The sequence below is a fragment of the Rhizobium arsenicireducens genome, assembly GCF_964021225.1.
Genome location: NZ_CAXHYK020000001.1, coordinates 1,573,205 through 1,597,628, shown reverse-complemented (window position 1 = coordinate 1,597,628; position 24,424 = coordinate 1,573,205). Strand labels below are relative to the sequence as shown.

Genomic DNA, 24,424 nt, shown 5'->3' with positions numbered 1-24,424 from the left:
GACCACGCAGGGTCGAAGGTGCGACTTATAGTCTGTTCGACAGACGTTCCGATGCGCCGCGGGCGAGCTTCTTCTTGTCGGCCTCGCGGGTGTAGAGTTCGGCCATTCCGAGACGCGCCCAACCATACATGGCCATGAGTTCGTGCGCGGTTGCGCCCTGGTCGGCGGCGATGGTCGCGCCGGCTTTTCGAAGGCCGTGGGCGCGGCAGACATTGGGGAGATTTGCGGCCTGGCACTGTTTGGCAAACCAGTTGCCGAAGGATGCGGCCGAGCTGAAGGGCTTGCCCTTTTCCGTCGTCAGGAAGGCGAGATCGCCGGTCGGCGTGGCCTCAATCGATTCTCTCAGCTGCTCGAAGACTGGCAGATAGACCCATTGCCCGGTCTTTTGCGTGCGCAGCGCGATCACGCCATCCTTCAGGTGCTGCCGGCCGACCACGACGGCGTCGGAGCGGCGCAGGCCGAGAAAGAGCAGAATGTCGATCGCAAGCCGGGGTTTCGTTCCGAGCTTGTGGTGCGCCCGGTATTGCTCGACCTGTTCGACGGTCCAGGTGTGGAACCCGTCTGACTTTACCGAAACCTTCGAGACACCGATGCAGGGATTGGTTTCCACATGCTCGGCCTCGGCCGCCCATTTGAACAGGTGGCTCATGGTTTTGAGGAAATTGTTGGCGGCGTTCGGTGTTGCCGCCCGCTTGTCCATGCCCTTCTTGATCGCAGCCTTTGTCACGGCCGAGAAGGGGCCGTCTGCGTTCTTCGGGTCGGCGAGCACCTGCAGCAGGATGTTCTCCCGCGCGCGGCGCGTGGCCGGCGCGAGCTGGGCGAAGACGGCGCTCAGCTTATACTGGTCAACCAGCCACCTTAGCGATCCGGCCTGCGCCTTCCCCTTGGCCGGCATGGTGGCCATGCCCGTCAAAGCCCGCTCATAGGCCGCGTTGAACGCCTCGCTGCCGTAAGGTTCGGGCAGGCGGATGCGCTTTCCCGCCCGTTTGAAATACCAAACGAACTTGCCGTGGCGGGTCTTTTCGCGGGAGAGATAGGGTTTGCGGGCCATGTCCTCCATCAGAGATCAAAGTCCTCATATTTGGCAAGGGGCTTTGTGCCCTGGACGGCCGGCATTTCCGGCGAGACTCCGATGCGCTTGCCGTCGATCTCGATCCAGACCGAGACATTGTTCGCCTTGGCGACCTTCGCCATACGTTTCAGGTCGGCGGCCTTGATGATGGCTGGGGCGGTCATCCCTTCCTCCATGATTCGAAATCGGCGCGCAGCTGGTGCCAGCGGGCGGCGGCGGCGGGGTCGGTGTTGAGCTCGGCACGCGAGGTGATCGACAGAACCGAGCGGACGCGGGCGGCGACGCGCTCCTTGTCTGTCGCTTCCAGGCCGTGGCGTTCGGAGAGATAGCGGGCGAAATCGCCGCGCTGGCAGAGCATGGCGCATTGGGCGGCATAGTCCTTTGTCTCCCTTTCGCGGGTCTCGGCCTGGTGCCGGCCGGAAAGTTCGGAGCGAAGGCGCTCGATCTCGGCAAAGGCGGCCTCCGCGACCATGATCGAAGCCCGCAGGTAAAGCGGTGCGTTGAACAGCAGATCCTCGTCGTCGAAGGGGCATTTGCGCGACAGGGTGGCGATCGCCTCGGTGGCGCCGGTCAAAGGATCGCGGGCGCCGATCTGGGCGAGTCGCGCGGCGGTATCGTAGATCCGCGACCATTCCGGCGCGCAGAGCCTGGCCGTGACCCGGGCGCGGCGGAAGATCGCCTTGGCCTCTTCGAGGGGCATGGCGGTGGCGGGAGTCACTGGCCGGCCTCCCTCGGCTGGGGTGATGGGGGCAGCGCCAGAAGATCGCGCGCGCCGCTCAAGGGGTGGATCTCTACCTCGAAGCCGTCCGGCCAATCGCATCGTGACCATGAGCAACCGCCGTAGCCGTCCACTTCTGGCCATGCTGCGACATAGTCATCCTGGCATTCTTCGCAGTCGCAGTGGCGCTCCTCCTTCGGGTAGAACAAGCTCTCCCCGCTGTAGCCGCATCGGCCGCTGCCGAAAGCCTCCTCTAGGTCCGTGAGAATGTTATCGGTGAAGTCGCCGAAGTTTGGGCCATCAGAGCTACTGCGATCCATGTCGCAGCCCCATGTGCTGCAACCGCGGATGACCCAATAGGCCGGCCTCTGGTTGATCGTCGCCAGCGTGAAGAGAGCACGACCGTCGCCGTAAACCAGAGGCAGGACGCGCGGCGTAAACTCGATCGCGTCGGCAGGCACCCACAGATGAGCGCGTTCCGGCTTCTCAATCGCTTCGACTAGTCGGGCGTGGACCTCGTCACCGTCAATTGAACGACCATCAAGCATCGTCCGAGCCCTCCGCGCCGCTCTCATCGATGTCGATAGCGCGCATGGTCATCATCACGGCGGTCTCGGTGTCAGCCATGATCACGCCATAAGGCTGGAAGGGAGATGCCTTTGGCGGATGATAGGCCTGGCGCTTCTCGTCGATGTCCGCGAAATCGCGTTTCCACATCCAGAACGAGCCTGGGGTGTTGCAAGTCCGCTGCCAGCCGTGAAGCCGCAAGTAACTGCTGCGGGTCTCCTTCAGCTTATCCTCAAGCGAGTAGATCGAGTGCTGGGTGACAGATTTTGTCATGCTCGTCCGGCCTCCTTCGCCCGAAGGTGAGCTTTCATTTTCACGTATTCGATGAAGGACAGGTCGCTGTCGTAGTTCAGCCAGTCCCGATAGTTTTGCTGGCTGCGCGTGAGCTTCGGCGGCGCTGGGCTATGTTCGGCGACAGCGGCCTTGCCTGCGTCGGTCACTCGAAAGACATCATCGCCTCCGCTCAAGGCGTTTCCAGACCACATGGTCATAAAGCCCGCTTTGACGAGCGCCGTGCAGTCGGCGTGATCTTTGCTACCTTCGCCTGTCACGAAGTAGTTCCGGTAGAACGTGCCGCGCCCATACTGGTCTAGACCGAGCGAATGCTGGAGGATGTGGAGCTGCTTAGCGTCCATCGGTCGAGCCCTCCGGTCTCAGAGACGCCGCGGCGCGGGCCTCGTCCTCGCTGTCAAACCACTGGATCTCGGTTTCATCCGGCTCGCCATCCACGTCCCATGTGATGGGGACGTCTGCGACCCACTTGCTGGGGCCGCGAATGAGGGTGGCGATCTTCATAGGCTCGCTGCCTTGAAGGGCCTCGCCGTGGCCGTGCACTTCGTTGCGGTCTGCCCAGTCGCAGGTGAACTCCCACTCGTCGGGATCGAAGCAGAAGTCCGGTTCCTTACCCTGGCGCGCCTTTTCAAGACGGTCCACCAGTTCGCCGCTACGCTTCTCCTCGGCGGCTAGGGCTCTCTCCAGCTCGGCAATGCGCCCCTCCAAATTCAGTTGGGGGGATGGGTACTTGCCGTCGGTCAAAGCAGCCTCCTGTCGGAAAAGCGGGCGCAGTCGGGGCAGAGGTGGGTCCAGTCGCCGGCCTTGCGGATGGGTTTCCAGCCTTCGTCGACGATCTCGGTCAGCAGCTCGCGGAAGGCGGTTTCCTCGGCCGTGTGGCGATAGCGGGTCGGGCAGGCGTCGCAGTTGATGCCGAGGCGGCCATTGGTTTTGGTGATCGTCATGGGCAACGCTCCTCGAGGGCGGCGATGTGCATGGCGACGCGCGGCAGGGAAATGCGGTGTCGCAACAGCTTCGAGGCCATGTCGTTCGGGCGATGCCGGAGAACGATGATCTTGTCCTCTTGCTGTCCGACGAGCTTGACCCGGGGCGCATGGCCCGGCAGCGGGATGGATAGGCCGAGCCGCTTCAGCACCTGGCGCATGGCCTCATATTCAAGGCCATGGCGCCTTGCGATCTGGCTTGTGCGATAGCCCGCCTCGAAATCGGCGCGCACGGCGGCTTCGTCGAAGATCAGCGGGGCGGTCATTGTCTTGTCCTCACGCTGTCGCCGGCTGCGCCGGCTTCGCTCCGGACGGGGCGCGGGACGTCCCGCGACGGCCGTTCGGCCTGTATTGGCGCTGTCCGGATGGGTTGGGGGAAGGCGTTGTGTTCGACGCCGTCGAGCAGGCGACCGGCGGCGCGTTTGCCGACGCGGCGCATGACGGTGATGTTGCACGTATCCAGCGGATAGCTTTCAAGACGGCCATTTGCATTTGCGCAGAGTTCGCCGGCGTGCTTGTCCTGCGGGGTGCAGAAGTCATGAAAACAGATCGAGGTGGGGAGGAATTCGCCCCACTGCTTGAACAGGAAGGGCACGCCGGCGGCGGCGCACTGGTCGCGCAGGGATCGGGTCCAGTCGGGATGCATGGGGCGGGCGTCATGGCCGCTCTCGCCGCCGGCGACGACCCAGTCGAGCATGGCCATATTTTCGCATTCTCTGCATACGACCGCGTTGGTGTCCCACTCGACATAGGCGTCTTCGTGGGTGCATTCGAGCGCCAGATACTGTCCCAGTTTTAGCTGCCCGAGCAGCGGCTCGGCGCTGATCCAGCGGATGGCGGCGGGGGTATCGAGCAGGATGGGGATGCGCTCGTCGGCGCGCTTCTGGTCTTCGACAGACGTGCCAAGCCAGACATTTGGCAGGGGCCACTTGCTGAAGATGGGCCACCCGCGAGGGCTGTCTGAGGAATGGATGCCGTCTCGCGTGATGAAGCCGTCGGAGGGTGGTGACGCCTTGAACCTCCGCAAATACTCCCGCATCCGCTCCGGTCGCTTGGTCAAGACCTGAAACGTGTGCTGCGGCGCCAGCGCCATGACGGCGAAGACCTGGTCGATCCATTCGTCCGGCACGCCCTCGGCGAAGAGGTCGCCGTGGGCGCACACGAAGATCTGCCGTGGCTTTGCCCAGCGCAGTGGCTGGTAGAGCCACTCAGCATTGAGCCTGACTTCTCCGGTCCAGACGTGCTTGTCGTTGACCACTTTCGTCAGGCCCTTGCGGCTGTGATGGTTCTTGAGGCGGGTGCCGGCAAGCGCCATCGCATAGCAGTTGGTGCAACCCGGCGAGACTATGGAACAGCCGGTGATCGGGTTCCATGTGGCGTCGGTCCATTCGATATGGGTGTGATCGGCCATCAGCGCACCCTCGCCATGCTGTCGGTCGGCTTGCCGCCGGCGGCGATATGGGCGTCGAACCAGGCTTTGGCGGCTTCCTTCGTCAGCGGATCGCCGTCGTCGTCGACGAAGCTGTCCGGCTCGTCGATCAGGGACTGAAAGGTCGGGGCGCATTCTGCGCAGAAGTCTGTGTCGTGGCCGGGCAGGTAGGCCTCGCCCTCCTGGATGGCGTGGCCACAGGCCTCGCAGGTGGCGATCGCGGTTTGTTCGGCGGAGCGGCCGGCGCGGGTGTGGTCTGTCATTGGTCCTTCTCCCGGATGATCTTGATCTTGGTGATGGCGCCGATGGCCTTGTGGCGGGCGCGGGCTTCGGCTGCGTTCTCTGCGTGCACGTCCTTGGTGCGACCGTCGTCGAAATGGATGCGGAAGGGGTATTGGACGGGCGGCGGGGCCTGGTCCTTCGAGGGCTGCTCTGCGGCCACCTCAGGATGAGGGGTGGCGGTGGTGCGTCGGTCGAGGCGGCGGGAAGGGCGGTTAGCCATGGGCGTGGGCCTCCAGCATTTCTTTCCAGCGGCGGAAGCCGTCGAGCTTGCGGCCGGCGCGGGTGTTGTGGGTGTCGACGTCAAGCGGCAGGAGTTCGAACAGCCATTCGATCGTCGCTTCCACGTCGGCGAGCTCTTCGGCGAGGGCTGCCAGATTGAGGACGCCGGTCTTCGGGTCGGATGCATCCAGCCCCTGGATGAGGCAGCGGGCAAGGATCTTGCCCAGTTCGGCGGCTTCTTCCGCTCCCTTGCCGAGCGCCTGGTGGATGACGGTGCGGGATTCCGGAAGCCAGAGGGTGATGTCAGCCATCGCTCTTTCCTCCCAGCAGTGCCGCCGCGCCTTGCAGGAAGGCGAGGTAGGCGATGGCGAGGCGGAGTGCTGCGCCGGGTTCGGTGAGCGCGCGATCCTTGCCCTCGATGATGGCGGTTGCCAGAAGCTCTGCGCCATCGATGTCGATCGGGCCGGCGAGGAGATTGCCGCTTGCGTCGAGCAGCACGGCGGCTCCGGCGTCGTAAGCGGCCATGCGGGGCTGGCCGTCCCTGGTCGTGCCGTCGCGGATCTCGCCACGGCTCTCGGTGGCAAACAGCGCATGGCCGTTGGCAAAGGTGATCTCCGGGCGATCGCACAGGACCAGCCTGTCTTTCGGGTTCTGGCTCATGAGCGAACCTCCCTGGACTGCAGCCATTGGCGGGCGGCGTGGGTGAGCGCGTGGTCGCGCTCCGGATTGCCGCGCAGGTTGACCAGCGACAGGATGAGGCGGCAGGCCCAGCTCAGGGTCCGGCCGTCGCGGATGCCGCCGAGGCCGGCAAGCGGGGTGCCGTCGGCGGCGTTGTGGCTCGCCGTCTTCACGTCGCCCAGGATCGCCTCGCAATGGTCCTCGGCGTGGCCGAGCTCACCCATGGCAAGCAAATCGACGACCGGGGCCGGGCGGCGTCGGCTCGTCGCGGCGGCCGGGAAGGGAATGACGCGGCTATTGGTTTCAAGGGCGGGGCGCGGGCTCATGCGGTGATATCCGTGGCGATGGCGACCCTGTCGTTTCGATAGGACGCCCAGGTGGGAAACTGCTGTGCCAGCAACTGGCTGTTGCCGGCCAGATAGGCGCGGATGAAGATCACCCGGTCGAAGTGGTCGACATGGTCGACAACGTAGGAGAGCGCCGCCTGGAAGCTCGGCGGTGCGGGCGGTTTCGGATCGCCGCCAAGCCATCACGACCAGGCAGACGAACTCGGCGGCGGCGAGCGCGGTCATGATGGCGGCGAGGATGGTCATGGCGTCAGATCCCCGCGGCAAAGGCAAAGCCGAGGCCGAAGACAATCGGCGCCAGCACGGCGAATTCGACCGACCGGCTGCGCAAGCAGGCCGGCCAGGTGAGGGAAAGGAAATGGCGCTCGAGGAGGAGGGTGGCCATGGTGGCGGCCCTCTCAGGCGACGCGGCGCGTGGCGCGCTCGGCGTGGAGGATTGCGGCCTCATGGGAATAGGCGTCGATCTGCTCGTCGGTATAGCCTTCGCGCTTCAGGTCGATGCGGGAAATGCCCTCGCCTTTTTCGATGGCGAAATTGGCCATTTCCTCGGCGATGTTGCGGGTGGGTTTTTTCATCTGCGCTCTCCTTCTGGTCCCGGCCGCTTCCGCCGCCGGCCACTGGGAGGAGTGGGGTTCGGCCGGCGGCGGGTCTTGCGGTCGTCCCGCCCTGGGAGGAGGGGAGGCGGGATGGCGCAATTATTGACACGGTATATGTACCGCGTCAAGCGGTAAGAAGGTACATGTACCGCATTGAGAATTGCGCGCAAAAGAAAAGGGGCGGAATGGACCGCCCCCTTTCGCTGTTTATCTGGTGTTGAATCAGTTGATTGGCGGCTGTGTCGCCCGGTTGAAAGCGATGCCGCTGGCGACCAGCGCCGACCAGCAATTCTTGGCGAGCGCGGTCGGATCGGAAAAAACCGTGACGGAATGCACGGCATCATATCCGCGTTCGGCGGCCTGTCTCTTCATCAGCGCCAGCGCGTTTTCCCGGCTCGGAGACGGGTCCCAGAGCTTGTTCTTGCAGGACGTGCCCATGACGCGTTGCTTTTCGTCCGATAGCGCCGGGCCGGCCTCGACGACTGTGACGCCGGTCGGGTCGGCGACGGCCTGGCGTCCGGCAAGGCCTGTGTGGATCAGGCCGACATCGCTGTTTTGTGCGACGGTTCCGCAGCCCGAAAGCGTGAGCGCCGTGGCGAAGATGATTGCGGCGAGCGGCTTCATGCGGCGCGCTCGGCTGCGGCGGTCAATTCGTCGCGAACCTTGTTCTTCCATGCCGTCCCCATGCCGGGAATAAGGAAAGCGTCGACGACGAGCCAGAGTGCCACCGCGACGAGCATGAAGGCGCCGTAGTGATTTTTGCTCAGCATCAATGCGAGGCCGACCGGGCCGAGCAGGATCAGGAAGAGGGCAGAAATCGGCCTGCCGAGGTAGAAACGATGGGCGCCAAGCCCGCCGACGAAGAACCACAAGAGATAGGCAATCCCCAAGGATTTCGCCTCGTTGGTCACGCGCTGCTCGATCAATATGCGTTGTTCGGTCGAAATCGCCATGGCTTACCCTCCTTTGCCCGCTACGATTGTCGCGAGAATAGGAAGGGAAACTCCCGATGGCAACGGCAATCAGACGCCGAAAAGTTCGTTGGTTGTCAGCACACGGTGAATATCCTTGACGTGATCGCGGGCCAGATCGATCTCGGCTGCGGGATTGCGCTTGCCGATCGTCACGGTCTTTTCCGTCCGCTTGCGGTAGATCCCGAGCGAGGCTTCCTCCGGCGTGTGTTCGCCGTTGCGGCACTGGACGACGACGATGTCGCCTATGCGTGGCGGCTTGTGCGGGTTCACATAGATCAGGTCGCCCGGGAAGTATTGCGGCTCCATCGACGAGCCTTCGACATAAAGCGCATAGATATCCCGAGCGCCGATCAGGGCAGGCGGGCGGCGTACGTAGTCGACGACGCCGCCTTCGAGCTGGAAAGCGCCGCGCGCCAGCGAGCCGGCGGCGGTGCCCATGACGGGCACGTCCAGCGGCATGGTGTTGCGACCGGGAAGCGGCGGGGCCTGCGTAGCCGGCGTCGCGTCTCCTGTGATGGCTGGTGTGTCGACGCCATACATCAGCCAGGCTGCGGTCGTTTCCAGCACGGGAGCAAGGACGGCAAGGGTATCCATCCGGGGAAGGACGTTCTTATCCTTTCGGCTCCAGTTGCGAATCGCATCTGGCTTGCCGAAGGCTTTGATCTCCGCCGCGCGGCGGGTCATGTTCAGGGCCTTCAGGCGCTGATCGATGCGCTCCAGCAGCGCATGGCGGATTTGTTCGGCGTTGTCGGTGCTCATTGCGGTATCTTTACCGTGCTGGGGAAATCGGTGTAGCGGTACATAGACCGTTGACAACGAGGTACATGTACCGCATATGATGGCGCATGTTCACGATCAGCGCCCTTATGAGCCTCGTAGAATCCTACTCGAAGGCCTCCGGTCTTGCCGAGGCGACGATCTCGTCGCGGCTTTTTAACGATGGAAAGCGGCTCTCCGAAGTTCGGCAGGGTGCCGATATCGGAGTGCGTCGGATCGAACGCGCCGTTACATGGCTTTCCGCCAACTGGCCGGCGGATGCCGAATGGCCGGCGGGCGTGCCGCGTCCTGGTGATGCCATCCCGGAGGCTGCCGAATGAGCGCCGCCCGTTTCTCTCTCCTCCCTCGCCAGTCTGCGGGCCGCATTCCCGCGGCGGGGAAGACCCTGTCCCGCTTCGTCCTTGCCTCGTGTGGACGCGGCGGGGCAGGGGTTGGTTTTCAGCTGTTCCCCTCCGTGCCGACCTCCCAGTCTGCGGCGCGGCAATTCGGCCGGAGCGCGCACAAGGTTTTGCGTGGCGGACTGCTCCGGCTGTTTTTATTTGCTCTGTCCTCACGCTGTCGGCCTTCGGCCTGCGCTCCGGACGGGGCCTCGCACGGGCTCGGACGGGCTTGCGCCCTGTATGGGTGGGAGACGTCTGGCGCGGCACGGGTGCCGGGCGGCACTGGCTGGCTTCGGGGTTATGCATGCGGGCCTCCATGAGTTCCTGACCCGCGCACACTGACATTCACGACACATTCCCACGACGGGAAACGACGCCGGGTTTTACCGGCGCGGGAACGCTTTTGTCTTCACAGGAGATCAAGCCCATGTCCTTTTCCGAAGCCTGGTTCCACCGCGTGAAGGCGGCCCAGCGCGACCTGATCAAACTGGCCGGCGGGATCGAACGCGCGGCCGAGGTCACTTCCATTTCCAAGAGCCATATCGGGCGCATGAACAATCCGGCCGATGGCGAGCTGATGCCGCTCGCCGCCGTGGTCATGCTCGAGTCGGATTGCGGCCAGCCGCTGGTGACGGCCGTCCTGGCGGAAACCAACGGGCGGCGCCTGACCGACCCGGAAGCCGAGCGCGCAGCGGATGTCTCGGTGCTGTCCATGCATGCCGAGCTGATGCGACAGAGCGCGGAACTGGCCAACGGCATGGCGATCGCCATTGCCGACGGGCGCGTGACGCCGGCCGAGGCACAAAGCGTCGATCGGATCTGCTCCAGCCTGCAGGCGGCAACCTCGGAACTGCGCGCGGCACTCGCGGCCATCAAGGCCAAGGGCGGGGCCTCGGCCTCTCTGCGCGTCGTCGGCGAGGGGGATTGAGGCGATGGCCGATTGCCCCTGCTGCAAGCAAGGAATTCCGGATGATGGCGAGGTCCGGATTGATCTCGACGGCGGATTTGTTGTCGCGCACGGGGCGGTCGCACGTCTGACGGAAGGCGAATTCAACCTGTTTCTCCTGCTCTGGCAGCGTCGGCCGCGCATGGTCACGCGCGAACAGCTGATGAGCGAGGCTTACTGGCTGCGCAACGACCAGGACGAGCCGGAGATGAAGATCATCGATGTTCTCATCTGCAAGGTCCGCAAGAAGCTCTCAAGCATCGGTATCGAGATCGATACGGTCTGGGGGCGCGGCTACCGGATCTTGTCCAAAGGCGAGGTGCCGGAATGAGCAAGATCAACATGAATATCGGCGAAAAGCCGGAGTGCGCATGGGTCGACGCCGACCTGATCGATGTGGACAGCAATTACCAGCGCGAGCTGGATGGGCGCAAGGTCGAGAAGATCCTCGGCGAGTTCCACTGGGACCATTTTGGCGCGATCACGCTGGCCCGCAAGGACGGCGGGCGGTTTTCCGTGACGGACGGCCAGCACCGGGCAAAGGCGGCCCAGCTGCATCCGCGCATCGGCAAGGTGCCGGCCATGATCATCAGCCGGTCCGGCATGGAAGCTGAGGCAGAAAACTTCCTCGTGATCAATCGCGACCGCAAGGCGGTCACGCCCGTCGAGCGTTATTGGGCAGGCCTTGCCTCTGGCGACGAGATGGCGCGGCGGGTGCGCGACATCTGCCTTGCCGCCGACTGCGACATTGCGCCGGATGCCGGCACCTACAAGCCCAACCTGACGAACGCCGTCTCCGCCATTTCCCGTGCACTGGAGCGCTATGGCGACAGGGCGGTCAGGCTTTCGCTGTCAACCATCCGCCGCGCCTGGCCGAAGGACGCAAAGGCGCTGCGCGGCACGCTGATTACCGCGCTCGCCCGGATCATCGAGGCGAATGAGAAGATCGACCTGGATAGGCTGGCCGGCGTCCTTCGTCCGAAGAGCTTTGCCGAAATGACAGCTCATGCCGAGCAGCTGCGCAAGCTCTCCGGCGGCGATGCGCCGAGCGTTTTGGCCCGCACGATTTCCGAGCTCTACAACAAGGGCCTTTCCGCCAACCAGATCTATTTCGGGGCGCGGAAATGAGGGCCGAGGCTGAAACCATGCGTTCGACGCTGCTGGTCAAACAGGCCCGCATGGCCCGGGTGATCGAGCTCTTCCGCGTGCAGCACCTGTCGACCGACACGATCGCAAAGCTGCTCGACATGAGCGAGCGCGAGGTCTGCGCGCTGATCGGCGAAGCGGAAAGGGGTGGCTGGTGATGGCAACCGCGCTCGCCCCGATCGTCGAGCCTTCGGAGCTGGTCGCCAGCATCGAGCGGGCGCGGGCGCTGCTGGATGCCGGCGATGTGGAAGCGGCGCTGCTGCTGTCCACCGGCGTCTATGAGCAGGCCAAGGCGGCGGGCGGCTATGCGCAGAAGGTCAAGGCCAGCCGCGAGCTGGTCGACAAGGCGCGGGTCCTGCAGGCCGAGGCCCTGAAGATTGAAAGCATCTGCTATGTCGCCATGGCGGACGCGGTGGATGCGGCGCAGGCCAAGGGCGAGCTGGCACGGCCGGGCCGCAAGACAAATATTTCCGGCGATAATATTTTCACGCTGGAAGAGGTCGGGCTTGACGCCCAGTCCGTCCATCAGGCGCGCAAGCTGCGCAATGCCGAGCGTGCCGATCCGGGCTTCATCGACCGCGTGGTCGAAGCGCGGCTGGAAGAGGGGCTGGAGCCGAGCCGCGCCAGCCTGAAACAGGCGGCGGGGCACGCGATCGGCACCAAGACCCGGACAAAGGAAGAGCGCGGTCCGGATGCCTATTTCACCGCGCCGGAGGCCCTGCCAGTGTTGCTGGCTCTGGAGAGCTTCTCCGCGACAGTCAAGGAACCGGCCTGCGGCGCCGGGCATATTTCCCGGCCGCTCGAGGCAGCTGGATATGAGGTGCTGATCTCCGACATTCTCGATCGCGGCACGACGACGCGCCATGGCGAGCTGCAGCAGGTTGGTGATTTCCTTCTGACCGATGCCTCTGGTTCCGAGGGCGTCGATATTGTCACCAACCCGCCTTACGGGCGGCACATCATGAATCGCTTCATTGCCCATGCACTGCGCGTTCACAAGCCGCGCAAGATGGCGCTGCTGCTGAACCTCAATGCCATGTGCGGATGCGAAGACGCCGAGCGCCTCTTCATGATGGACGAATGCCCCCCGAGCCGGGCCTATGTCTTCTCCCGGCGGCTACCGATGATGCACCAGGAAGGCTGGGACGGAAACGAGGCCGGAAGCCAGATGAACGTCGCCTGGTTCATCTGGGAGCGCAATGCGGACGGCTCCTATGGCAGTGCGCCCGGAAGCTTTCAGGTCATGCGGGTGGACTGGCAGGCCTATCAGGCGATCGCGCCGCTTGCGCCCGGCGCCGGCGGCTTTGTCGCGCCATTGCGGTTCGACGGCGTGGATCCTCGGACCAAGCCAGAGGACGACGATCTGCAGCGCGAGACGCCGCGCAAGAGCCTCGACGAACGCGTTGAGGAAGAGCGGGTCCGGGCGCTCACCTGGGTGGCCGAGCAGGACGGTTTCGACGAGGCGGAAATGCGGCGCGGGCTTGGTCTGCGCCGGTCGACCGTCGACGCGCTCGTCGCCGGGTTCAGCGAGCAGGGTTTCATCACCTTCTTCGAGGATCGCTGGCGCATCACGCAAGACGGCTGGACGGCGCTCAAGGCCTCAAGCCGGGCGCTGGTCGGCTTGGCTGTCGTCGATGCGGTCGACGGCGCGGGCAAGGCGGTGGCGTCATGACGCAAAACATCGCGGGATCTTCGCCGATAGCCAGAGATGCGACAGTGGATGCGCTGCTGTCCGAAGATGCGCCTGTCGCCATCGGGGTATCAGGAGGCAAGGACAGCCAGGCTGCTGCCATTGCCACGTTCCGCCATCTCGATTCCATCGGCCACACCGGCCCTCGCATCCTTGTTCATGCGGACCTCGGTTCGGTCGAGTGGAAGGACAGCCTCCGCATCTGCGAAGAATTGGCCAGTCACCTGCAGTGCGACCTGGTCGTCGTCCGCCGCAAGGCGGGCGGCCTGATGGAGCGGTGGGAAAGTCGGTGGCTCTCAAGCCAGACCAGATACGAGACGTTGAGCACCGTCACCCTCGTCCCGTGTTGGTCGACCCCGGCCATGCGGTTCTGTACTTCGGAGCAGAAGACACACGTCATTATGGCGGATCTCAAGCGCCGGTTCCCAGGGCAGAAGATCGTCAATGTTACGGGGGTAAGGCGCGAGGAAAGCGCGACCCGCTCCAGGATGGCCGTGGCCGACGGTGATGCGAACGGCCGGGTATGGACTTGGCGGCCAATCATCGACCTCACCGTCGACGAGGTGTTTGCTATGATCGACGCCTCCGGGCTGCACCCCCATCCGGCCTACCGGGTGTTCGGCATGACCCGCGTGTCTTGCCGCTGGTGCATCATGTCCAGCATGCCAGACATGATCGCTGCGACGAAGCAGGCCGAGGGCCATGATCTCTATCGCCAGATGGTGACCTTGGAGATCGACAGCGGCTTCGCTTTCCAAGGCTCGCGCTGGCTGGGCGACCTTGCGCCGCACATCCTGACCACGGATCAGCGTGAGGGGCTGCAGCTGGCCAAGCAAAAGGCTGTCCTTCGAAAGGAGATCGAGAGCGCGATCACGAAGCCGATGCTTTACGTCAAGGGCTGGCCGACCCGCATGCTGACGGATGATGAAGCCGATATCCTCGCTGGCGTTCGCAGAGATGTGACTGGTCTTTACCGCTTCGAACCGCGATTCCTCGACAGGGCGTCCATCCATGCGCGCTACGCCGAATTGATCGAGGCGCGGGCCGGCAAGGAGGTGGCGTCATGACCCTGCCCAAACCCTCGTTCGATGCGGCCGGGCTGGCGCTGTTTCTCCAGGCCCATGTGATGCGGGCCGGGGCGCTGGCGGCCGATCTGGCGCCGGATCTTCGGGCCAATGATCCGGCGCGGCGCAATGCCGAGCGGGGCGAACGGGTGCGGCTGCGCAAGGTGGCGGATGTTTCACGCGAGATCTTCGACCTGGCGCTCGCTGGCAAGCCGGTGATGCCGGGGCATCGCCGCAGGCTCTGGCTCGCCATGGGGATCGACCCGGACTTGAGAGGGCAGGGCAGATGAGACCGGATATCGACCGCGACAAGCTGGCTAAGCGTTTTGGCGCGTGGATCGACGCGCAGGGCCTGTCCTATCGGCAGGCGGCGAGCCTTCACGAAGGGCTCAACCCCGCGATGATCAACCGGGCGCGCACCGGGCAGGTGCTGTCCGCCGCAAGCCTGCTGGCGCTCTGCCGGGCGATGGGCGCGGACCCGCTGGAATTCCTCATACTTGTCGATCCGGCCAAGCAAAAACAGGCTGTTACAGCAAAGGTTCAACGTGAAACGGAGGCGCATCCCTATGGCTGAGTGCATGAAAATCGAGATCGCGGCAAGCATGCTCAACGCCGCGCTGAAGACGCTTCGTCCGGTGATCGAAAGGTGCACCACCATTCCGATCCTGGGCTCGGTCAAGCTTGCCGATGGGCGGCTGACCGTCACGGATCTCGACCGGGAACTCTCGGTTTCGGTAGCGGCGTTGGAATTCTCCGGGGAAGGGTGCCTGGCCTTCTGGCCGCTGTTCCGGCTGGCCGGCGCGCTGTCGCGCTCGTTCGCCGAAACGCTATGCAATGACGACAGGCTGACGATCCGCATGGACCAGGGCGAGAAATTCGCTGTGATCGCCAGCCGCTTCGGGCGCTATCGCATCCCGGTCTTTCCGGCGTCGGACTTCCCGCACCTCAGCATGCCGGAGGATGGGCAGAGGATCGAGGTCGACGGCGAGGCGCTGAAACGGGCGCTCGCCTTTGCCGCGCCCTTCGCCAGCCGTGACGAGACGCGCTACTACCTGAACGGGGTATGCCTGTTCGGCCGCGCCGTGGTGGCGACGGACGGGCACAGGCTGGCATTCACCGACAATGTGAACGCGCATGCCTTCGACAACCTGATCATTCCCAATGCTGCCGTGAGGGTTCTGCTGGCCATGCCGCCGGTCGATAGCCTTGTGCTTGGGCATACGCGATTTTCGGTCGAGGTCGCGGGGCTCAGGCTGGTCGCCAAGACGATCGACGGAGCGTTCCCGGACGTGCGCCGGGTGATTCCGCAATGCGAGCAGACAAGCCGGGTCGAGCGCGCGGCACTGGCCGGCTCGGTGCGGCGTCTTTCCATGCTGCAGGGTTCCGGAATACCTTACATTTCCATGGTGCTCGACGGTGACCGCATTGCGCTGGCGGCAAGCGGTCTGGACGGGGAAGGCGGCGAGGAACTGATCGAGGCCTCGGGCGACGCGTTTGCGGCGGACTTCAACGGCCGCTATCTCGCCGACGTGCTGCGCGCCATTGGCGGGGAGAGCGTAACGATCGCGCGGACCTCTAGTGAAGACGTCTCTGTCCCGACGATCTTCCGGGGCGACGTTGACGGCGAGGACCGTTTCGTCGTGCTGATGCCGACGCGGACAAAGGACACGCTGGCAGTGGCGCGGGCGGCGCTGGCCACGCTCGACGCACGGAAGGCGGCGTGATGGCTGAGGCAATCCGATTTGCCGGCGCGAACATGGTGCTGGGCGCGCCGGAAGGGCAGGAAGAGACCTGCTCGGATCTCTACACCTATACCAACGGGGCCTGCTCTGTCTCCTGCTGGCAGCTTTCGGCCGACGAGCTGGCCGAGGTCAACCGCACCGGGCGCATCTTCCTGTCCGTCTTCTCCGGCCGCACGCAGCCGCCCGTCTTCGTCGGCGACGAAGAGGCGGTGCGCGGGCTGGTGGTCGACTATGGCGGGGTTTGGGCGAAAGGGGGTGGGGTATGAAGCCGCTCGGCATCGTGGATCAGCGCCTGAAAGGTTCATCCGCCATGGCTGGCCCTATGGACGAGATGAAAGCGCTCGCCGCCATCATCCTGTGGAATTCCGGGCACTTCGACACCTTCGATATCCACCAGGTGCTGGACGAGCCGGAAGACGCCGTGTGTCGCACGCTTCACGCGGCGCGGCATGTGGCGAAAAGGGGTGGCTGATGTCACACATGGCCCGTTTTTCGATCATTCCCGGATGGATCGTCACCGATCCTCGGCTCAAGGGCAATGATCTGAGAGTGCTCTGCCTGCTCGGACGGCACACGGACAAGCACGGATGGTGCCGGCGCAGCCAGGTGAAGATGGCGCAGCAGCTCGGCTGTGCGCGATCCACCGTGCAGGCCGCGCTCGATCGGCTGGGCGAGCTCGGCGTGGTGGAAAAGCATGTCGAGGAAAGCCGCGACGGGCGCGACAGCGCGCATTCCTACCGGGTGATCTATGACGCGCCGCCGCCTGAAGGCTATGCTTTCAGCGCATGGGACGAGCCGGAAGACGAGGAAGAAAATCCCATTCTGGCGCTTTCCGGAGAGACCCCCCCTGCCGGTATACCGGCACCCCCTGCCGACCCAGAGTCGGCACCCCCTGCCGGTCCAGGACCGGCACCTATTAACGACCCTTATCTAACGACCCCATCCGAACGGAAAGAGAGAGAGAGCGCGGGCGAGCGAGAGCAGGGAGAAGATCACCGCAAGGTCGAACGGGACTTCAAGCGGTGGTATCCGACCTGGCCGAGCTATGTGAGCGACAGCCAGCCGGCGGCGATGAAGGCCTGGGAGGCGCTTTCGGCGGAGGAGCGCGAACAGGCGGCGGCTTCGAGCGAGGCCTATGTCGCGGCGGTGAAGGCGTCTGGTCGAAAGTTCCTCTGCTCGGCCGGGGTATATCTGACTGAAAAGCGCTGGGAGAAGCTGCCGAAGTCGCAAGCGCTGGCCAAGCCGCCGCAGCTTTCCAACGCCTATAGCCGGGCATGGATGGGGCTGCATTTTGCCGGACTTGCCAAGGCGATGCGCCGGCTTTCGTTCACGCCGCTGGAAGAACGGATCATCGAGGCCGAACCGGGGAAACGCACGCTGCTCTGGGCCGACAAATGCCGCAAGCACGGCTGGCCGGAGGTTTGCGCGCTGCATGAGCGGGCGCGGGAATTCAAGGGGGTGATGGTTCCGCCAACGATTGCCGAGGCGGCGGAGCGATGCTTCGACAAGGTGCATGTCGGGGGAGCGCTCTGGGAGGCATGGAAGCGGCTGCACGATGCGCGCAACTGGCCGTTTCCGCCGCAGCCGGACAAGCTCGAATTCGTGCAGTTTCCGTCGATCGGGGCGGATGAGGACGATCTGGACGTCGCAGTCGAACGGGCGCTCACGCGCTTCTGGGCAGAGATCAGGACAGGTGGAGCGAGAGATGATGCAGCATAGGGCGATGGATGGTGTGGCGATCGTGATCACGGACAAGGCGATCGAGCGGCGCGAGCGGGCAATCGACGGCCACCAGGCGCGGGCGGATCGATTCGCGAGGATCGGGCAGGCGGGCGAATCAGACCCATGGTTTGCGCTTCGGGTGATGACCGGATGCGAGAAGGCTGTGGAAAACGCGCTGGTCGAGAAGGCGGTGGAAGCGCTCGTTCCGATGCGCAAGGGCAAGAGCTGGGAGCGTCGCGGACGCAGAATAGAGGGCAAGATGATGCCCGTGATCCATGGCTATGTGCTTGTGCGGTTCTTGGCCGATGTCTATGCATTCGAGACCGTTTCGACGGTCGACAAGGTGATCGGCTTTCTTCGCGCGGGAGAGCAGCCGAAACGGATAAGCCACGGCGAAGTCAAGCGTTTCCATCATCGCGCGGTAGAAGGGCGCTATGACTGGCAGGCCATGAGCGCGATCCGGCTGAACGCGGGCGACAGGGTGCGAATGACCGACGGTCCGTTCGAAGGAATGACGGCGGAAGTGGTGACGCCGAACAGGAAGGGACAGGGCGACGTGGTGGTGATCGTGTCCATTCTCGGCGGCGAGGTGCCCGTCACGGTGCCACTTGCCATGGTCGAAAAACTGTGAGAGTCATTCTGCCACTGGACGCGCTGATGATCCTGCTAGTGAGCCTCTGAGAACGCCTTAGAAAGCGGGGAGCAATCCCGAGGTGGTACACCGGTCAGCCCCAGCCCTGACGGCCTCCCATGCGAGGCACCGATTCAGGGCCAGTGCGAAAGCTATGCCACTTTGTTCCATTCTTATCGGCGGTCGCAGCAGAGGTTGCGATTGCAATAGAACCCGGATCATAGCACCTTCTGTTCTCAGACAATAACAGGGGAAAGCTATGTTCAATTCTTACGGTTTTGCGAAGATCCTTCAGATTGCATCAATCGTTGCTTTGATGGGCGCTGTCATCAGCGGCCATGTTCACGCCGAAGTCCGCAATCCAGATGGAAGTACAAGATCCAACGCCGACGAAGCGCGGGTGAAGGTCGAAGAATGGCGCCAGCAAGGGACAATCTCGGACGAAGAAGCGAAGAAGCATCAAAAAGAGATCGATGATGCTGAACGCTACTGGCAGATCCTCAAGGACAATGCCGCCGATTTCAAGCCCATCGGCGCTGGTGGTTATCCAGCAATCGTTGACACTGAGGATGTCTTCTTTCTTCCAAGCGCGCAGGAGCTGTTGGCTCTCTTTCATAAGACCGGTGATTTCCGCTGGTTGGCGCTCTACCACAAAAGCCTCGTGGTGAACGTCGCTAACGTCGATGAGCTGAGCACGGCCACTGCGGCATTCAGCAATGGAGAGCTGGCATCCGTCCTCGGGATTGAAAGGTCGGACCTGAAACAAGAGCTGGCCCTGGCGGAGACGCGTTTGTCGTTCGATAGCCTTATCGCCGAAGCGCAGGATCGAATGACCAACTTCGAGCAGCTGACGGCACCTAACGATCTGATCCGCACGATTAGCCGCGATCGTCTCCAGCGGTTCAACGATCGCATTCTTGGTAGTCAGGATGCTCCGTCTGCGCCAAGCGAGTAGCGGGTAGGCAGACCAGAATGAAGGGTGATCGAGAGGTCACCCTTTTTTGCATTAAAGGGTATGGGACGTTTAAAGGCGTTGAAGCCCCGCATTGGATCGCTTGCACCTCGTATCGGTCGGGCGGAAGGCGACGAGAAGGCAAGGCTTCGCGAGCGTGACCAGAACGTCAACTGGCGTGGCTGGTACAAGACCGAACGCTGGCGCAAGCTTCGCCAGCAGATACTGCTGCGGGATAACTACACTTGCCGGCAGACGAAGGTTCTCTGCATCGGCAGGTATCCGGCGCCGAACAGCCCGGTGGTCGACCACATCGAACAGCATCACGGCGATGAGCGATTGTTCTGGGACGAGAGCAATCTGCAGACGGTGAGCAAGGCTTTCCACGACAGCGAGAAGCAAAAACAGGAGCGGGCGAAGGCTCGTTGGTGATCCGTGCCGGACGGTATCCGGTCAATCAAGGAGAAGACGCCATGAGCGTACAAGCAATGTTCTACGTTAAGGAAATCAATCACCGCGCAACCAGCCAGCCCGGAGATGTGAACGTCGAGATCAAGCTGGCTGCCGCCTTCGGTGGCTACCTCAAGGGATTGCCAGAAGGCAACGGTGATTGGTCGAAGTGGACGCCGCAAGGCGAGATCGCGATGACTATCACCAACGCCGGTGCCATTGAGCAGTTCGAGATCGGCGAGGTCTATCGCCTGACTTTCGAGAGGGCGTAGGTCACAACAAGCGATAGTGTCCACAAAACCCGGATTACCTGACAAGCAGGAATTCGTGGGCCGGGGGGGGCGGGTCCAAACTCCAAAAAGCCCTCTCGCCCCGGACCCGCGCCCCCCTCATGTACGGATTTTTTTTGGATGAGTGAGAATTTTGATCTGTTTGGTCAGCCCATTCCCGACTGGAAGGGGAAGCGGGGACGGCCTCCGTATGAACCGAACGATCGCGACCGCAACAAAATCAAACTGTTGCTGGCGCTTGGCTGGTCGATCGAGCGGATGGCGAACGGGATCGGGGTCTCTCCGGCTACGGTGAAGCGGTATTTTAGAGCGGAGCTCAAGCAGCGCGACGCGATGCGGGACCGGCTCGACGCCAGGCGCTACGAGCTGGCGATGGAGCAGGCAAATGCCGGAAACGTCGCGGCGCTCAAGGAACTCGGCAAGATGGTCGACAGGTCCGACGCCATGCTGATCGAGGCACGGCTGCGCCAGGGTCACCAGGCCACGCCCGAGAAGGAAGAAAAGCTCGGCAAGAAGGATGCCGCCAAGGCGGCTGCCAAGAACGCCGGCAAGGACAGTCACTGGGGCAGTGATCTTCTGCCCGGTGCCACACACTGATGGACACCGCATGGGTGCCGGCGACGATCTGGTCGACGGCCGTTCCTGACTGGAAGGAGAGAATCCGCAACGGCACGTCCCTGATACCGGAACTGCCGCTCTTCGACATCGTGGCGGAGAAGGCGCTCCGGATCTTCAAGCGCCTCAGGGTGCCGGACATCATCGGTAATCCGACCTATGGCGAGGTATGCGGTCAGTGGGTTTTCGATTTCGTCAGGGTCATCTTCGGATCCTACGATCCAGAGACCAAACGTCGTGCGCTTCGGGAATTCTTCCTGCTGGTACCGAAGAAGAACGGCAAATCATCGATCGCCGCAGCAATCATCGTGACGGCGGCGATCCTCAATGAGAGGCCAGAGGCGGAGTTGCTGCTGATCGCGCCGACGAAGGAGATCGCCAACATCTCCTTCAAACAGGCTGCCGGGATCATACGGCTGGACGAGGAGCTCTCGAAGCTCTTCCACATTCGGGACCACCTGAAGACGATCACACACTTCAACACGCTGGCGACGATCATCATCAAGGCCGCCGCTGCCGACGTTATCACGGGGTCCAAGGCAACCTTTATCCTGATCGACGAGACCCACGTCTTTTCGACCATGGCAAAGGCAGCCGATATCTTCGTCGAGATCAGGGGCTCGCTGGCAGCGCGACCGGATGGTTTCCTTCTGCAGATCACGACCCAATCGAAGACACCGCCATCCGGCGTGTTCAAGGCCGAACTGCAAAAGGCGCGGGACGTTCGGGACGGGCTGTTCAGCTTCCCGATGCTGGCCGTCCTCTATGAACTGCCGACAGAGGATGCGATCGACGGCGGATGGATGCGGCCGAGCAGCTGGGGACTGGTCAACCCGAACCTCAACCGGTCGGTCAATGCCGACTATCTTGCCGGGGAGATTGCCACGGCGGAGCGTGAAGGGCCGGAGAAGCTGGCACTGATCGCATCCCAGCATTTCAACGTAGAGATCGGGCTCGGGCTTCATGCCGATCGCTGGCCCGGCGCAATCTACTGGGAAGGGGCGGCGGGTAGCGGCGTGACCTTCGAACGGATCCTTGAGGATTGCGACGTGTGCGTTGCGGGGATCGACGGCGGCGGGCTCGATGACCTCATGGCGCTCTCGGTGATAGGGCGCCATCGGAGAAGCCGGGACTGGCTCCATTGGGCAAGGGCCTGGGCTCATCCCGATGTCTTCGAACGGCGCAAGGAGATCGTGCCGCGGCTGCGGGACTTCGAGCGGGACGGCGACCTGGTCGTGTGCACGGAGACCGACCAGGACGTCAAAGAGATCGCCGATATTTGCGAGCAGCTGTTCTCGCTGGGGCTCTTGCCCGAGCGTGCCGGAATCGGCCTCGATGCGTTCGGGGTGGCAACACTTATCGATATCCTCGCGGAACGCGGCATGGACGGAGATCTTCTGCAGGCGGTCGGGCAGGGATGGAAGTTGCAGTCGGCGATCACGACACTGCCACGAAAACTGAAGGACAGGACACTGCTCCACTGCGGGCAACCGTTGATGGCCTGGGCAGTCGGGAACGCCAAGACCGAGCTTCGCGGATCAAACTACATCGTGACGAAACAGGCCGCAGGGGCGTCGAAGATCGACCCGCTGATGGCCACGTTCAATGCCGCCATGCTGATGTTCCAGAACCCGGAGGCGCAACAGGGCGGGCGTCTCGATGACTTTCTCTCGAACCCCGTGATGGTGATCTGATGGGCTTCCTCATCAAGGCGGTTGCTGCGCCTTTCAAGCTTTACCAGGCGATTGCCGACGAGGTGGCGAAAGACCGGCGGCTCTGGCTGAGTGACGGCAGCGCCTGGTCGCAGGTCCTGGGCCGGGAAAGCGCATCCGGGAAGATCGTTTCCATGGACAGCGCCATGCAGCTTGCCACGGTCTGGGCCTGCATCAAGCTCACCGCGCAGGCGGTCTCCTGCCTGCCGCTTGCCATGTATGAAAAGCGGGAAGGCGAGGATCATGTCCGCGTGGATGGCGGTGATGTGGGCGAAGTTCTGACTGAAAGCCCGAATGAGGACCAGACACCGCTGGAATTCTGGGAGTGCATGGTCGCTTGGTTGGTCACCTGTGGCAACGCCTATGCCGTGAGGGAGACGACCGGACCGCGTCTCACGTCTCTCCAGCCGCTGCTGTCGACCCAGTGCGCGCCGCGGCGAGATTCCGATGGCGTGCTTGTCTACAAGGTGAATGACCGCGGCAAGATCGAGACACTGCCGCGCGAGAAGATCTTTCACTTGAAGGGTTTCGGTCAGGGCCTGAAGGATCTCGATCTTGGCCTTTCGCCGATCGCCTATGGTGTGAATTCGCTCGGCTCAGCGATGTCGGCCGATGAGGCCGCCGGCAAGATTTTCGGAAACGGCATGCAGGCAAGCGGCGTGCTCTCATCCGACCAGGTTCTCAAACCGGATCAGCGGACCCAGTTGCAGGCCATCATGCAGAGCTATGCCGGCTCTTCGAGGGCCGGAAAGATGATGATCCTTGAGGCCGGCCTGACATACAATCAGCTGTCGCTCAATCCGGACGATGCGCAGATGCTCGAAACGCGACGGTTCAGCGTCGAGGAAGTCTGCCGCTGGTGGGGCGTTCCACCGATCATCATCGGCCATGCCGGCGAAGGCCAGACCATGTGGGGATCAGGCGTCGAGCAGATCCTCTTGTCCTGGCTGACTCTGGGCATCGATCCGATCTGCGACAGGATCGAAGGCCGCATCCGCAAGCAGCTTATCCGCCCCAGTGGCAATCGCCGCCTGTTCGCCGAGTTCAACCGCGAAGCGCTGCTGCAGATGGATTCGACGGCAAAGGCGAACTTCCTATCCTCCATGGTGCAGAACGGCCTAATGGACCGGAACGAGGGGCGCCGCAAGCTCAATCTCCCCAACAGGGAAGGCGCTGACAAGCTTACGGCTCAAACCAATCTGGCGCCACTTGATCGCCTCGGCGCGGCCGGCGATGCCAATTCGGCGCGCTCTGCCATGCAGGCATGGCTCGGAATCGGAAACGAAGGAGGGCGCGATGAGCGTTCGTAAAATGCCATCCGCCTCGGTCGGCGCGCGTCCCGGCATGCGTGGCGAGGTGCGCCCATCTGCACTGGATCGCTGGAATCCCGATGTGCGATCCGCCAGCGAGACGGAGGCGGAGAACACAATCTCGATCCTCGACGTGATCGGTCAGGACTGGTTCGGCGAGGGTGTCACCTCCAAGCGGATTGCCGCAGCACTGCGCGCGATCGGAACCAAGCCCGTGACGGTTGTCGTCAATTCACCCGGCGGTGACTATTTCGAGGGGTTGGCGATCTACAACATGCTGCGCGAACATCCCGCCCAGGTGACCGTCAAGGTGGTCGGGATCGCCGCGTCGGCAGCTTCCGTCATTGCGATGGCTGGTGACGAGGTGCAGATAGCCCGCGCCGGCTTCCTGATGATCCACAACACCTGGGTCATTGCCATGGGTGACCGTCACCAGCTGCGCGACGTGGCCGCATGGCTCGAGCCGTTCGACCAAGCCGCTGTCGACATCTATGCGGCGCGAGCCGGCATGAAGGCGGATGAAGTTGCCGCCATGCTCGATCGCGAGACATGGATCGGCGGTGCGGACGCTGTCGCCAAGGGATTTGCGGACAGCCTGCTCACCTCTGACGAGGTTTCCACGAAAGCGAAGAATTCAGCCGAGGGCCGCGAGCTTCATGCTCTGCGGGAACTCGAGACCTATCTGGCCATGGCGAACTGCCCGCGCTCGAAGCGCGGCGACCTCGTCGCGGCCCTGAAAGGCGGTCTGCGCGATGCGACCGCAACCAGCCAGCGGGATGCGGCTGTCATATCGGAAGTCGAAAGCCTCCTATCCACCATCCGCTCAATTTGAGGAGATATC

General features: G+C 63.3%; 41 protein-coding genes. 21 read left to right on the top strand and 20 right to left on the bottom strand.

Translation table 11 applies throughout. The features are described from left to right. Positions 1–25: 25 nt before the first annotated feature. The 20 genes from ACWPVA_RS07710 to ACWPVA_RS07615 form a co-directional block, all read right to left on the bottom strand. Positions 26–1,060, bottom strand: a complete 1,035-nt coding sequence (locus ACWPVA_RS07710; RefSeq protein ID WP_454287132.1) for a site-specific integrase — start codon at positions 1,058–1,060, stop codon at positions 26–28. Further along, complete coding sequence (locus ACWPVA_RS07705; RefSeq protein WP_454287131.1) at positions 1,060–1,236, bottom strand: hypothetical protein; 177 nt, start codon at positions 1,234–1,236, stop codon at positions 1,060–1,062. The genes ACWPVA_RS07710 and ACWPVA_RS07705 overlap by 1 nt, the downstream gene beginning before the upstream one ends. After that, positions 1,233–1,790 carry a hypothetical protein gene (locus ACWPVA_RS07700; protein ID WP_454287130.1) on the bottom strand — a complete coding sequence of 186 codons (558 nt, stop codon included), beginning with the start codon at positions 1,788–1,790 and terminating at the stop codon, positions 1,233–1,235. The genes ACWPVA_RS07705 and ACWPVA_RS07700 overlap by 4 nt, the downstream gene beginning before the upstream one ends. Beyond that, the gene (locus tag ACWPVA_RS07695) at positions 1,787–2,338 is read right to left on the bottom strand and encodes a hypothetical protein (protein WP_454287129.1); all 552 of its coding nucleotides are present in this window, start codon (positions 2,336–2,338) and stop codon (positions 1,787–1,789) included. The genes ACWPVA_RS07700 and ACWPVA_RS07695 overlap by 4 nt, the downstream gene beginning before the upstream one ends. Beyond that, positions 2,331–2,630 (bottom strand): hypothetical protein, encoded by a 300-nt coding sequence (locus ACWPVA_RS07690; protein WP_454287128.1) that lies wholly within the window; start codon positions 2,628–2,630, stop codon positions 2,331–2,333. Before ACWPVA_RS07690 ends, ACWPVA_RS07695 begins: the two co-directional genes overlap by 8 nt. Continuing rightward, a complete protein-coding gene (locus ACWPVA_RS07685; RefSeq protein ID WP_454287127.1) occupies positions 2,627–2,992 on the bottom strand; it encodes a hypothetical protein in 366 nt (121 codons plus the stop codon). Before ACWPVA_RS07685 ends, ACWPVA_RS07690 begins: the two co-directional genes overlap by 4 nt. Then, on the bottom strand, positions 2,982–3,392 hold the full coding sequence (locus tag ACWPVA_RS07680) for a hypothetical protein (RefSeq protein ID WP_454287126.1): 411 nt from the start codon (positions 3,390–3,392) through the stop codon (positions 2,982–2,984). Before ACWPVA_RS07680 ends, ACWPVA_RS07685 begins: the two co-directional genes overlap by 11 nt. Beyond that, a complete protein-coding gene (locus ACWPVA_RS07675; protein WP_454287125.1) occupies positions 3,389–3,592 on the bottom strand; it encodes a hypothetical protein in 204 nt (67 codons plus the stop codon). The genes ACWPVA_RS07680 and ACWPVA_RS07675 overlap by 4 nt, the downstream gene beginning before the upstream one ends. Then, a complete protein-coding gene (locus ACWPVA_RS07670) occupies positions 3,589–3,897 on the bottom strand; it encodes a hypothetical protein (protein WP_454287124.1) in 309 nt (102 codons plus the stop codon). Before ACWPVA_RS07670 ends, ACWPVA_RS07675 begins: the two co-directional genes overlap by 4 nt. Then, entirely contained in the window at positions 3,894–5,042 is a 1,149-nt protein-coding gene (locus ACWPVA_RS07665; protein ID WP_454287123.1) for a phage Gp37/Gp68 family protein, read from the bottom strand. The genes ACWPVA_RS07670 and ACWPVA_RS07665 overlap by 4 nt, the downstream gene beginning before the upstream one ends. Beyond that, the gene (locus ACWPVA_RS07660) at positions 5,042–5,323 is read right to left on the bottom strand and encodes a hypothetical protein (RefSeq protein ID WP_454287122.1); all 282 of its coding nucleotides are present in this window, start codon (positions 5,321–5,323) and stop codon (positions 5,042–5,044) included. The genes ACWPVA_RS07665 and ACWPVA_RS07660 overlap by 1 nt, the downstream gene beginning before the upstream one ends. Beyond that, positions 5,320–5,562 (bottom strand): hypothetical protein, encoded by a 243-nt coding sequence (locus ACWPVA_RS07655; RefSeq protein WP_454287121.1) that lies wholly within the window; start codon positions 5,560–5,562, stop codon positions 5,320–5,322. The genes ACWPVA_RS07660 and ACWPVA_RS07655 overlap by 4 nt, the downstream gene beginning before the upstream one ends. Next, positions 5,555–5,872 (bottom strand): hypothetical protein, encoded by a 318-nt coding sequence (locus ACWPVA_RS07650; RefSeq protein WP_454287120.1) that lies wholly within the window; start codon positions 5,870–5,872, stop codon positions 5,555–5,557. Before ACWPVA_RS07650 ends, ACWPVA_RS07655 begins: the two co-directional genes overlap by 8 nt. Next, positions 5,865–6,221, bottom strand: a complete 357-nt coding sequence (locus ACWPVA_RS07645) for a hypothetical protein (RefSeq protein ID WP_454287119.1) — start codon at positions 6,219–6,221, stop codon at positions 5,865–5,867. Before ACWPVA_RS07645 ends, ACWPVA_RS07650 begins: the two co-directional genes overlap by 8 nt. Continuing rightward, entirely contained in the window at positions 6,218–6,565 is a 348-nt protein-coding gene (locus ACWPVA_RS07640; protein WP_454287118.1) for a hypothetical protein, read from the bottom strand. Before ACWPVA_RS07640 ends, ACWPVA_RS07645 begins: the two co-directional genes overlap by 4 nt. Positions 6,566–6,836: 271 nt before the next feature. Then, on the bottom strand, positions 6,837–6,971 hold the full coding sequence (locus ACWPVA_RS07635) for a hypothetical protein (RefSeq protein WP_454287117.1): 135 nt from the start codon (positions 6,969–6,971) through the stop codon (positions 6,837–6,839). 13 nt (positions 6,972–6,984) lie between these two features. Continuing rightward, complete coding sequence (locus tag ACWPVA_RS07630) at positions 6,985–7,161, bottom strand: hypothetical protein (RefSeq protein ID WP_454287116.1); 177 nt, start codon at positions 7,159–7,161, stop codon at positions 6,985–6,987. 243 nt (positions 7,162–7,404) lie between these two features. Beyond that, complete coding sequence (locus ACWPVA_RS07625; RefSeq protein WP_454287115.1) at positions 7,405–7,806, bottom strand: hypothetical protein; 402 nt, start codon at positions 7,804–7,806, stop codon at positions 7,405–7,407. Then, complete coding sequence (locus ACWPVA_RS07620) at positions 7,803–8,135, bottom strand: TM2 domain-containing protein (RefSeq protein WP_454287114.1); 333 nt, start codon at positions 8,133–8,135, stop codon at positions 7,803–7,805. The genes ACWPVA_RS07625 and ACWPVA_RS07620 overlap by 4 nt, the downstream gene beginning before the upstream one ends. Positions 8,136–8,204: 69 nt before the next feature. Further along, entirely contained in the window at positions 8,205–8,915 is a 711-nt protein-coding gene (locus ACWPVA_RS07615; protein WP_454287113.1) for a S24 family peptidase, read from the bottom strand. A gap of 86 nt (positions 8,916–9,001) precedes the next feature. Here ACWPVA_RS07615 and ACWPVA_RS07610 point away from each other — a divergent pair, with 86 nt between their 5' ends. The 21 genes from ACWPVA_RS07610 (at position 9,002) to ACWPVA_RS07510 (ending at position 24,415) form a co-directional block, all read left to right on the top strand. Continuing rightward, positions 9,002–9,253: a hypothetical protein gene (locus tag ACWPVA_RS07610; RefSeq protein WP_454287112.1), complete on the top strand. Its 252-nt coding sequence runs from the start codon at positions 9,002–9,004 to the stop codon at positions 9,251–9,253. 487 nt (positions 9,254–9,740) lie between these two features. After that, the gene (locus tag ACWPVA_RS07605) at positions 9,741–10,241 is read left to right on the top strand and encodes a hypothetical protein (protein ID WP_454287111.1); all 501 of its coding nucleotides are present in this window, start codon (positions 9,741–9,743) and stop codon (positions 10,239–10,241) included. Between the two features lie 4 nt (positions 10,242–10,245). Beyond that, on the top strand, positions 10,246–10,590 hold the full coding sequence (locus tag ACWPVA_RS07600) for a winged helix-turn-helix domain-containing protein (RefSeq protein ID WP_454287110.1): 345 nt from the start codon (positions 10,246–10,248) through the stop codon (positions 10,588–10,590). Continuing rightward, positions 10,587–11,387, top strand: a complete 801-nt coding sequence (locus tag ACWPVA_RS07595; RefSeq protein WP_454287109.1) for a DUF6551 family protein — start codon at positions 10,587–10,589, stop codon at positions 11,385–11,387. Before ACWPVA_RS07600 ends, ACWPVA_RS07595 begins: the two co-directional genes overlap by 4 nt. 17 nt (positions 11,388–11,404) lie before the next feature. Continuing rightward, entirely contained in the window at positions 11,405–11,563 is a 159-nt protein-coding gene (locus ACWPVA_RS07590) for a hypothetical protein (protein ID WP_454287108.1), read from the top strand. Next, entirely contained in the window at positions 11,563–13,077 is a 1,515-nt protein-coding gene (locus ACWPVA_RS07585; RefSeq protein ID WP_454287107.1) for a hypothetical protein, read from the top strand. The genes ACWPVA_RS07590 and ACWPVA_RS07585 overlap by 1 nt, the downstream gene beginning before the upstream one ends. Further along, entirely contained in the window at positions 13,074–14,162 is a 1,089-nt protein-coding gene (locus tag ACWPVA_RS07580; RefSeq protein ID WP_454287106.1) for a phosphoadenosine phosphosulfate reductase domain-containing protein, read from the top strand. Before ACWPVA_RS07585 ends, ACWPVA_RS07580 begins: the two co-directional genes overlap by 4 nt. Next, positions 14,159–14,449: a hypothetical protein gene (locus tag ACWPVA_RS07575; protein WP_454287105.1), complete on the top strand. Its 291-nt coding sequence runs from the start codon at positions 14,159–14,161 to the stop codon at positions 14,447–14,449. Before ACWPVA_RS07580 ends, ACWPVA_RS07575 begins: the two co-directional genes overlap by 4 nt. Further along, positions 14,446–14,733 (top strand): hypothetical protein, encoded by a 288-nt coding sequence (locus ACWPVA_RS07570; RefSeq protein WP_454287104.1) that lies wholly within the window; start codon positions 14,446–14,448, stop codon positions 14,731–14,733. The genes ACWPVA_RS07575 and ACWPVA_RS07570 overlap by 4 nt, the downstream gene beginning before the upstream one ends. Positions 14,734–14,737: 4 nt before the next feature. Continuing rightward, positions 14,738–15,883, top strand: coding sequence for a DNA polymerase III subunit beta (locus ACWPVA_RS07565; protein WP_454287103.1), 1,146 nt, complete (start codon positions 14,738–14,740; stop codon positions 15,881–15,883). Further along, positions 15,883–16,167, top strand: a complete 285-nt coding sequence (locus ACWPVA_RS07560; RefSeq protein ID WP_454287102.1) for a hypothetical protein — start codon at positions 15,883–15,885, stop codon at positions 16,165–16,167. The genes ACWPVA_RS07565 and ACWPVA_RS07560 overlap by 1 nt, the downstream gene beginning before the upstream one ends. Next, on the top strand, positions 16,164–16,373 hold the full coding sequence (locus ACWPVA_RS07555) for a hypothetical protein (protein ID WP_454287101.1): 210 nt from the start codon (positions 16,164–16,166) through the stop codon (positions 16,371–16,373). Before ACWPVA_RS07560 ends, ACWPVA_RS07555 begins: the two co-directional genes overlap by 4 nt. Continuing rightward, positions 16,373–17,620, top strand: a complete 1,248-nt coding sequence (locus tag ACWPVA_RS07550) for a helix-turn-helix domain-containing protein (protein WP_454287100.1) — start codon at positions 16,373–16,375, stop codon at positions 17,618–17,620. The genes ACWPVA_RS07555 and ACWPVA_RS07550 overlap by 1 nt, the downstream gene beginning before the upstream one ends. Continuing rightward, entirely contained in the window at positions 17,607–18,254 is a 648-nt protein-coding gene (gene nusG / locus ACWPVA_RS07545) for a transcription termination/antitermination protein NusG (protein ID WP_454287099.1), read from the top strand. Before ACWPVA_RS07550 ends, nusG begins: the two co-directional genes overlap by 14 nt. Before the next feature lie 259 nt (positions 18,255–18,513). Next, positions 18,514–19,209 (top strand): hypothetical protein, encoded by a 696-nt coding sequence (locus tag ACWPVA_RS07540; protein ID WP_454287098.1) that lies wholly within the window; start codon positions 18,514–18,516, stop codon positions 19,207–19,209. Positions 19,210–19,287: 78 nt separating this feature from the next. Further along, positions 19,288–19,638, top strand: a complete 351-nt coding sequence (locus ACWPVA_RS07535; protein WP_454287097.1) for an HNH endonuclease — start codon at positions 19,288–19,290, stop codon at positions 19,636–19,638. Between the two features lie 41 nt (positions 19,639–19,679). Then, positions 19,680–19,928: a hypothetical protein gene (locus ACWPVA_RS07530; RefSeq protein ID WP_454287096.1), complete on the top strand. Its 249-nt coding sequence runs from the start codon at positions 19,680–19,682 to the stop codon at positions 19,926–19,928. 138 nt (positions 19,929–20,066) lie between these two features. Next, positions 20,067–20,543, top strand: a complete 477-nt coding sequence (locus ACWPVA_RS07525; protein ID WP_454287095.1) for an AraC family transcriptional regulator — start codon at positions 20,067–20,069, stop codon at positions 20,541–20,543. Beyond that, positions 20,543–22,255 carry a terminase large subunit gene (locus ACWPVA_RS07520; RefSeq protein ID WP_454287094.1) on the top strand — a complete coding sequence of 571 codons (1,713 nt, stop codon included), beginning with the start codon at positions 20,543–20,545 and terminating at the stop codon, positions 22,253–22,255. Before ACWPVA_RS07525 ends, ACWPVA_RS07520 begins: the two co-directional genes overlap by 1 nt. Beyond that, positions 22,255–23,583 carry a phage portal protein gene (locus ACWPVA_RS07515; protein WP_454287093.1) on the top strand — a complete coding sequence of 443 codons (1,329 nt, stop codon included), beginning with the start codon at positions 22,255–22,257 and terminating at the stop codon, positions 23,581–23,583. Before ACWPVA_RS07520 ends, ACWPVA_RS07515 begins: the two co-directional genes overlap by 1 nt. Then, positions 23,570–24,415 carry a head maturation protease, ClpP-related gene (locus ACWPVA_RS07510; RefSeq protein ID WP_454287092.1) on the top strand — a complete coding sequence of 282 codons (846 nt, stop codon included), beginning with the start codon at positions 23,570–23,572 and terminating at the stop codon, positions 24,413–24,415. Before ACWPVA_RS07515 ends, ACWPVA_RS07510 begins: the two co-directional genes overlap by 14 nt. Positions 24,416–24,424 lie beyond the last annotated feature (9 nt).

Coding starts and splice junctions, on each gene's coding strand:
- ACWPVA_RS07705 (WP_454287131.1), bottom strand. CDS start 1,236: ATGACCGCCCCAGCCATCATCAAGGCCGCCGACCTGAAACGTATGGCG.
- ACWPVA_RS07525 (WP_454287095.1), top strand. CDS start 20,067: ATGAGTGAGAATTTTGATCTGTTTGGTCAGCCCATTCCCGACTGGAAG.
- ACWPVA_RS07665 (WP_454287123.1), bottom strand. CDS start 5,042: ATGGCCGATCACACCCATATCGAATGGACCGACGCCACATGGAACCCG.
- ACWPVA_RS07515 (WP_454287093.1), top strand. CDS start 22,255: ATGGGCTTCCTCATCAAGGCGGTTGCTGCGCCTTTCAAGCTTTACCAG.
- ACWPVA_RS07585 (WP_454287107.1), top strand. CDS start 11,563: ATGGCAACCGCGCTCGCCCCGATCGTCGAGCCTTCGGAGCTGGTCGCC.
- ACWPVA_RS07565 (WP_454287103.1), top strand. CDS start 14,738: ATGAAAATCGAGATCGCGGCAAGCATGCTCAACGCCGCGCTGAAGACG.
- ACWPVA_RS07675 (WP_454287125.1), bottom strand. CDS start 3,592: ATGACGATCACCAAAACCAATGGCCGCCTCGGCATCAACTGCGACGCC.
- ACWPVA_RS07590 (WP_454287108.1), top strand. CDS start 11,405: ATGCGTTCGACGCTGCTGGTCAAACAGGCCCGCATGGCCCGGGTGATC.
- ACWPVA_RS07555 (WP_454287101.1), top strand. CDS start 16,164: ATGAAGCCGCTCGGCATCGTGGATCAGCGCCTGAAAGGTTCATCCGCC.
- ACWPVA_RS07690 (WP_454287128.1), bottom strand. CDS start 2,630: ATGACAAAATCTGTCACCCAGCACTCGATCTACTCGCTTGAGGATAAG.
- ACWPVA_RS07695 (WP_454287129.1), bottom strand. CDS start 2,338: ATGCTTGATGGTCGTTCAATTGACGGTGACGAGGTCCACGCCCGACTA.
- ACWPVA_RS07670 (WP_454287124.1), bottom strand. CDS start 3,897: ATGACCGCCCCGCTGATCTTCGACGAAGCCGCCGTGCGCGCCGATTTC.
- ACWPVA_RS07550 (WP_454287100.1), top strand. CDS start 16,373: ATGTCACACATGGCCCGTTTTTCGATCATTCCCGGATGGATCGTCACC.
- ACWPVA_RS07635 (WP_454287117.1), bottom strand. CDS start 6,971: ATGGCCACCCTCCTCCTCGAGCGCCATTTCCTTTCCCTCACCTGGCCG.
- ACWPVA_RS07580 (WP_454287106.1), top strand. CDS start 13,074: ATGACGCAAAACATCGCGGGATCTTCGCCGATAGCCAGAGATGCGACA.
- ACWPVA_RS07575 (WP_454287105.1), top strand. CDS start 14,159: ATGACCCTGCCCAAACCCTCGTTCGATGCGGCCGGGCTGGCGCTGTTT.
- ACWPVA_RS07655 (WP_454287121.1), bottom strand. CDS start 5,562: ATGGCTAACCGCCCTTCCCGCCGCCTCGACCGACGCACCACCGCCACC.
- ACWPVA_RS07620 (WP_454287114.1), bottom strand. CDS start 8,135: ATGGCGATTTCGACCGAACAACGCATATTGATCGAGCAGCGCGTGACC.
- ACWPVA_RS07600 (WP_454287110.1), top strand. CDS start 10,246: ATGGCCGATTGCCCCTGCTGCAAGCAAGGAATTCCGGATGATGGCGAG.
- ACWPVA_RS07570 (WP_454287104.1), top strand. CDS start 14,446: ATGAGACCGGATATCGACCGCGACAAGCTGGCTAAGCGTTTTGGCGCG.
- ACWPVA_RS07530 (WP_454287096.1), top strand. CDS start 19,680: ATGAGCGTACAAGCAATGTTCTACGTTAAGGAAATCAATCACCGCGCA.
- ACWPVA_RS07520 (WP_454287094.1), top strand. CDS start 20,543: ATGGACACCGCATGGGTGCCGGCGACGATCTGGTCGACGGCCGTTCCT.
- ACWPVA_RS07510 (WP_454287092.1), top strand. CDS start 23,570: ATGAGCGTTCGTAAAATGCCATCCGCCTCGGTCGGCGCGCGTCCCGGC.
- ACWPVA_RS07615 (WP_454287113.1), bottom strand. CDS start 8,915: ATGAGCACCGACAACGCCGAACAAATCCGCCATGCGCTGCTGGAGCGC.
- ACWPVA_RS07630 (WP_454287116.1), bottom strand. CDS start 7,161: ATGAAAAAACCCACCCGCAACATCGCCGAGGAAATGGCCAATTTCGCC.
- ACWPVA_RS07595 (WP_454287109.1), top strand. CDS start 10,587: ATGAGCAAGATCAACATGAATATCGGCGAAAAGCCGGAGTGCGCATGG.
- ACWPVA_RS07625 (WP_454287115.1), bottom strand. CDS start 7,806: ATGAAGCCGCTCGCCGCAATCATCTTCGCCACGGCGCTCACGCTTTCG.
- ACWPVA_RS07660 (WP_454287122.1), bottom strand. CDS start 5,323: ATGACAGACCACACCCGCGCCGGCCGCTCCGCCGAACAAACCGCGATC.
- nusG (WP_454287099.1), top strand. CDS start 17,607: ATGATGCAGCATAGGGCGATGGATGGTGTGGCGATCGTGATCACGGAC.
- ACWPVA_RS07645 (WP_454287119.1), bottom strand. CDS start 6,221: ATGAGCCAGAACCCGAAAGACAGGCTGGTCCTGTGCGATCGCCCGGAG.
- ACWPVA_RS07540 (WP_454287098.1), top strand. CDS start 18,514: ATGTTCAATTCTTACGGTTTTGCGAAGATCCTTCAGATTGCATCAATC.
- ACWPVA_RS07640 (WP_454287118.1), bottom strand. CDS start 6,565: ATGAGCCCGCGCCCCGCCCTTGAAACCAATAGCCGCGTCATTCCCTTC.
- ACWPVA_RS07710 (WP_454287132.1), bottom strand. CDS start 1,060: ATGGAGGACATGGCCCGCAAACCCTATCTCTCCCGCGAAAAGACCCGC.
- ACWPVA_RS07610 (WP_454287112.1), top strand. CDS start 9,002: ATGTTCACGATCAGCGCCCTTATGAGCCTCGTAGAATCCTACTCGAAG.
- ACWPVA_RS07605 (WP_454287111.1), top strand. CDS start 9,741: ATGTCCTTTTCCGAAGCCTGGTTCCACCGCGTGAAGGCGGCCCAGCGC.
- ACWPVA_RS07650 (WP_454287120.1), bottom strand. CDS start 5,872: ATGGCTGACATCACCCTCTGGCTTCCGGAATCCCGCACCGTCATCCAC.
- ACWPVA_RS07560 (WP_454287102.1), top strand. CDS start 15,883: ATGGCTGAGGCAATCCGATTTGCCGGCGCGAACATGGTGCTGGGCGCG.
- ACWPVA_RS07685 (WP_454287127.1), bottom strand. CDS start 2,992: ATGGACGCTAAGCAGCTCCACATCCTCCAGCATTCGCTCGGTCTAGAC.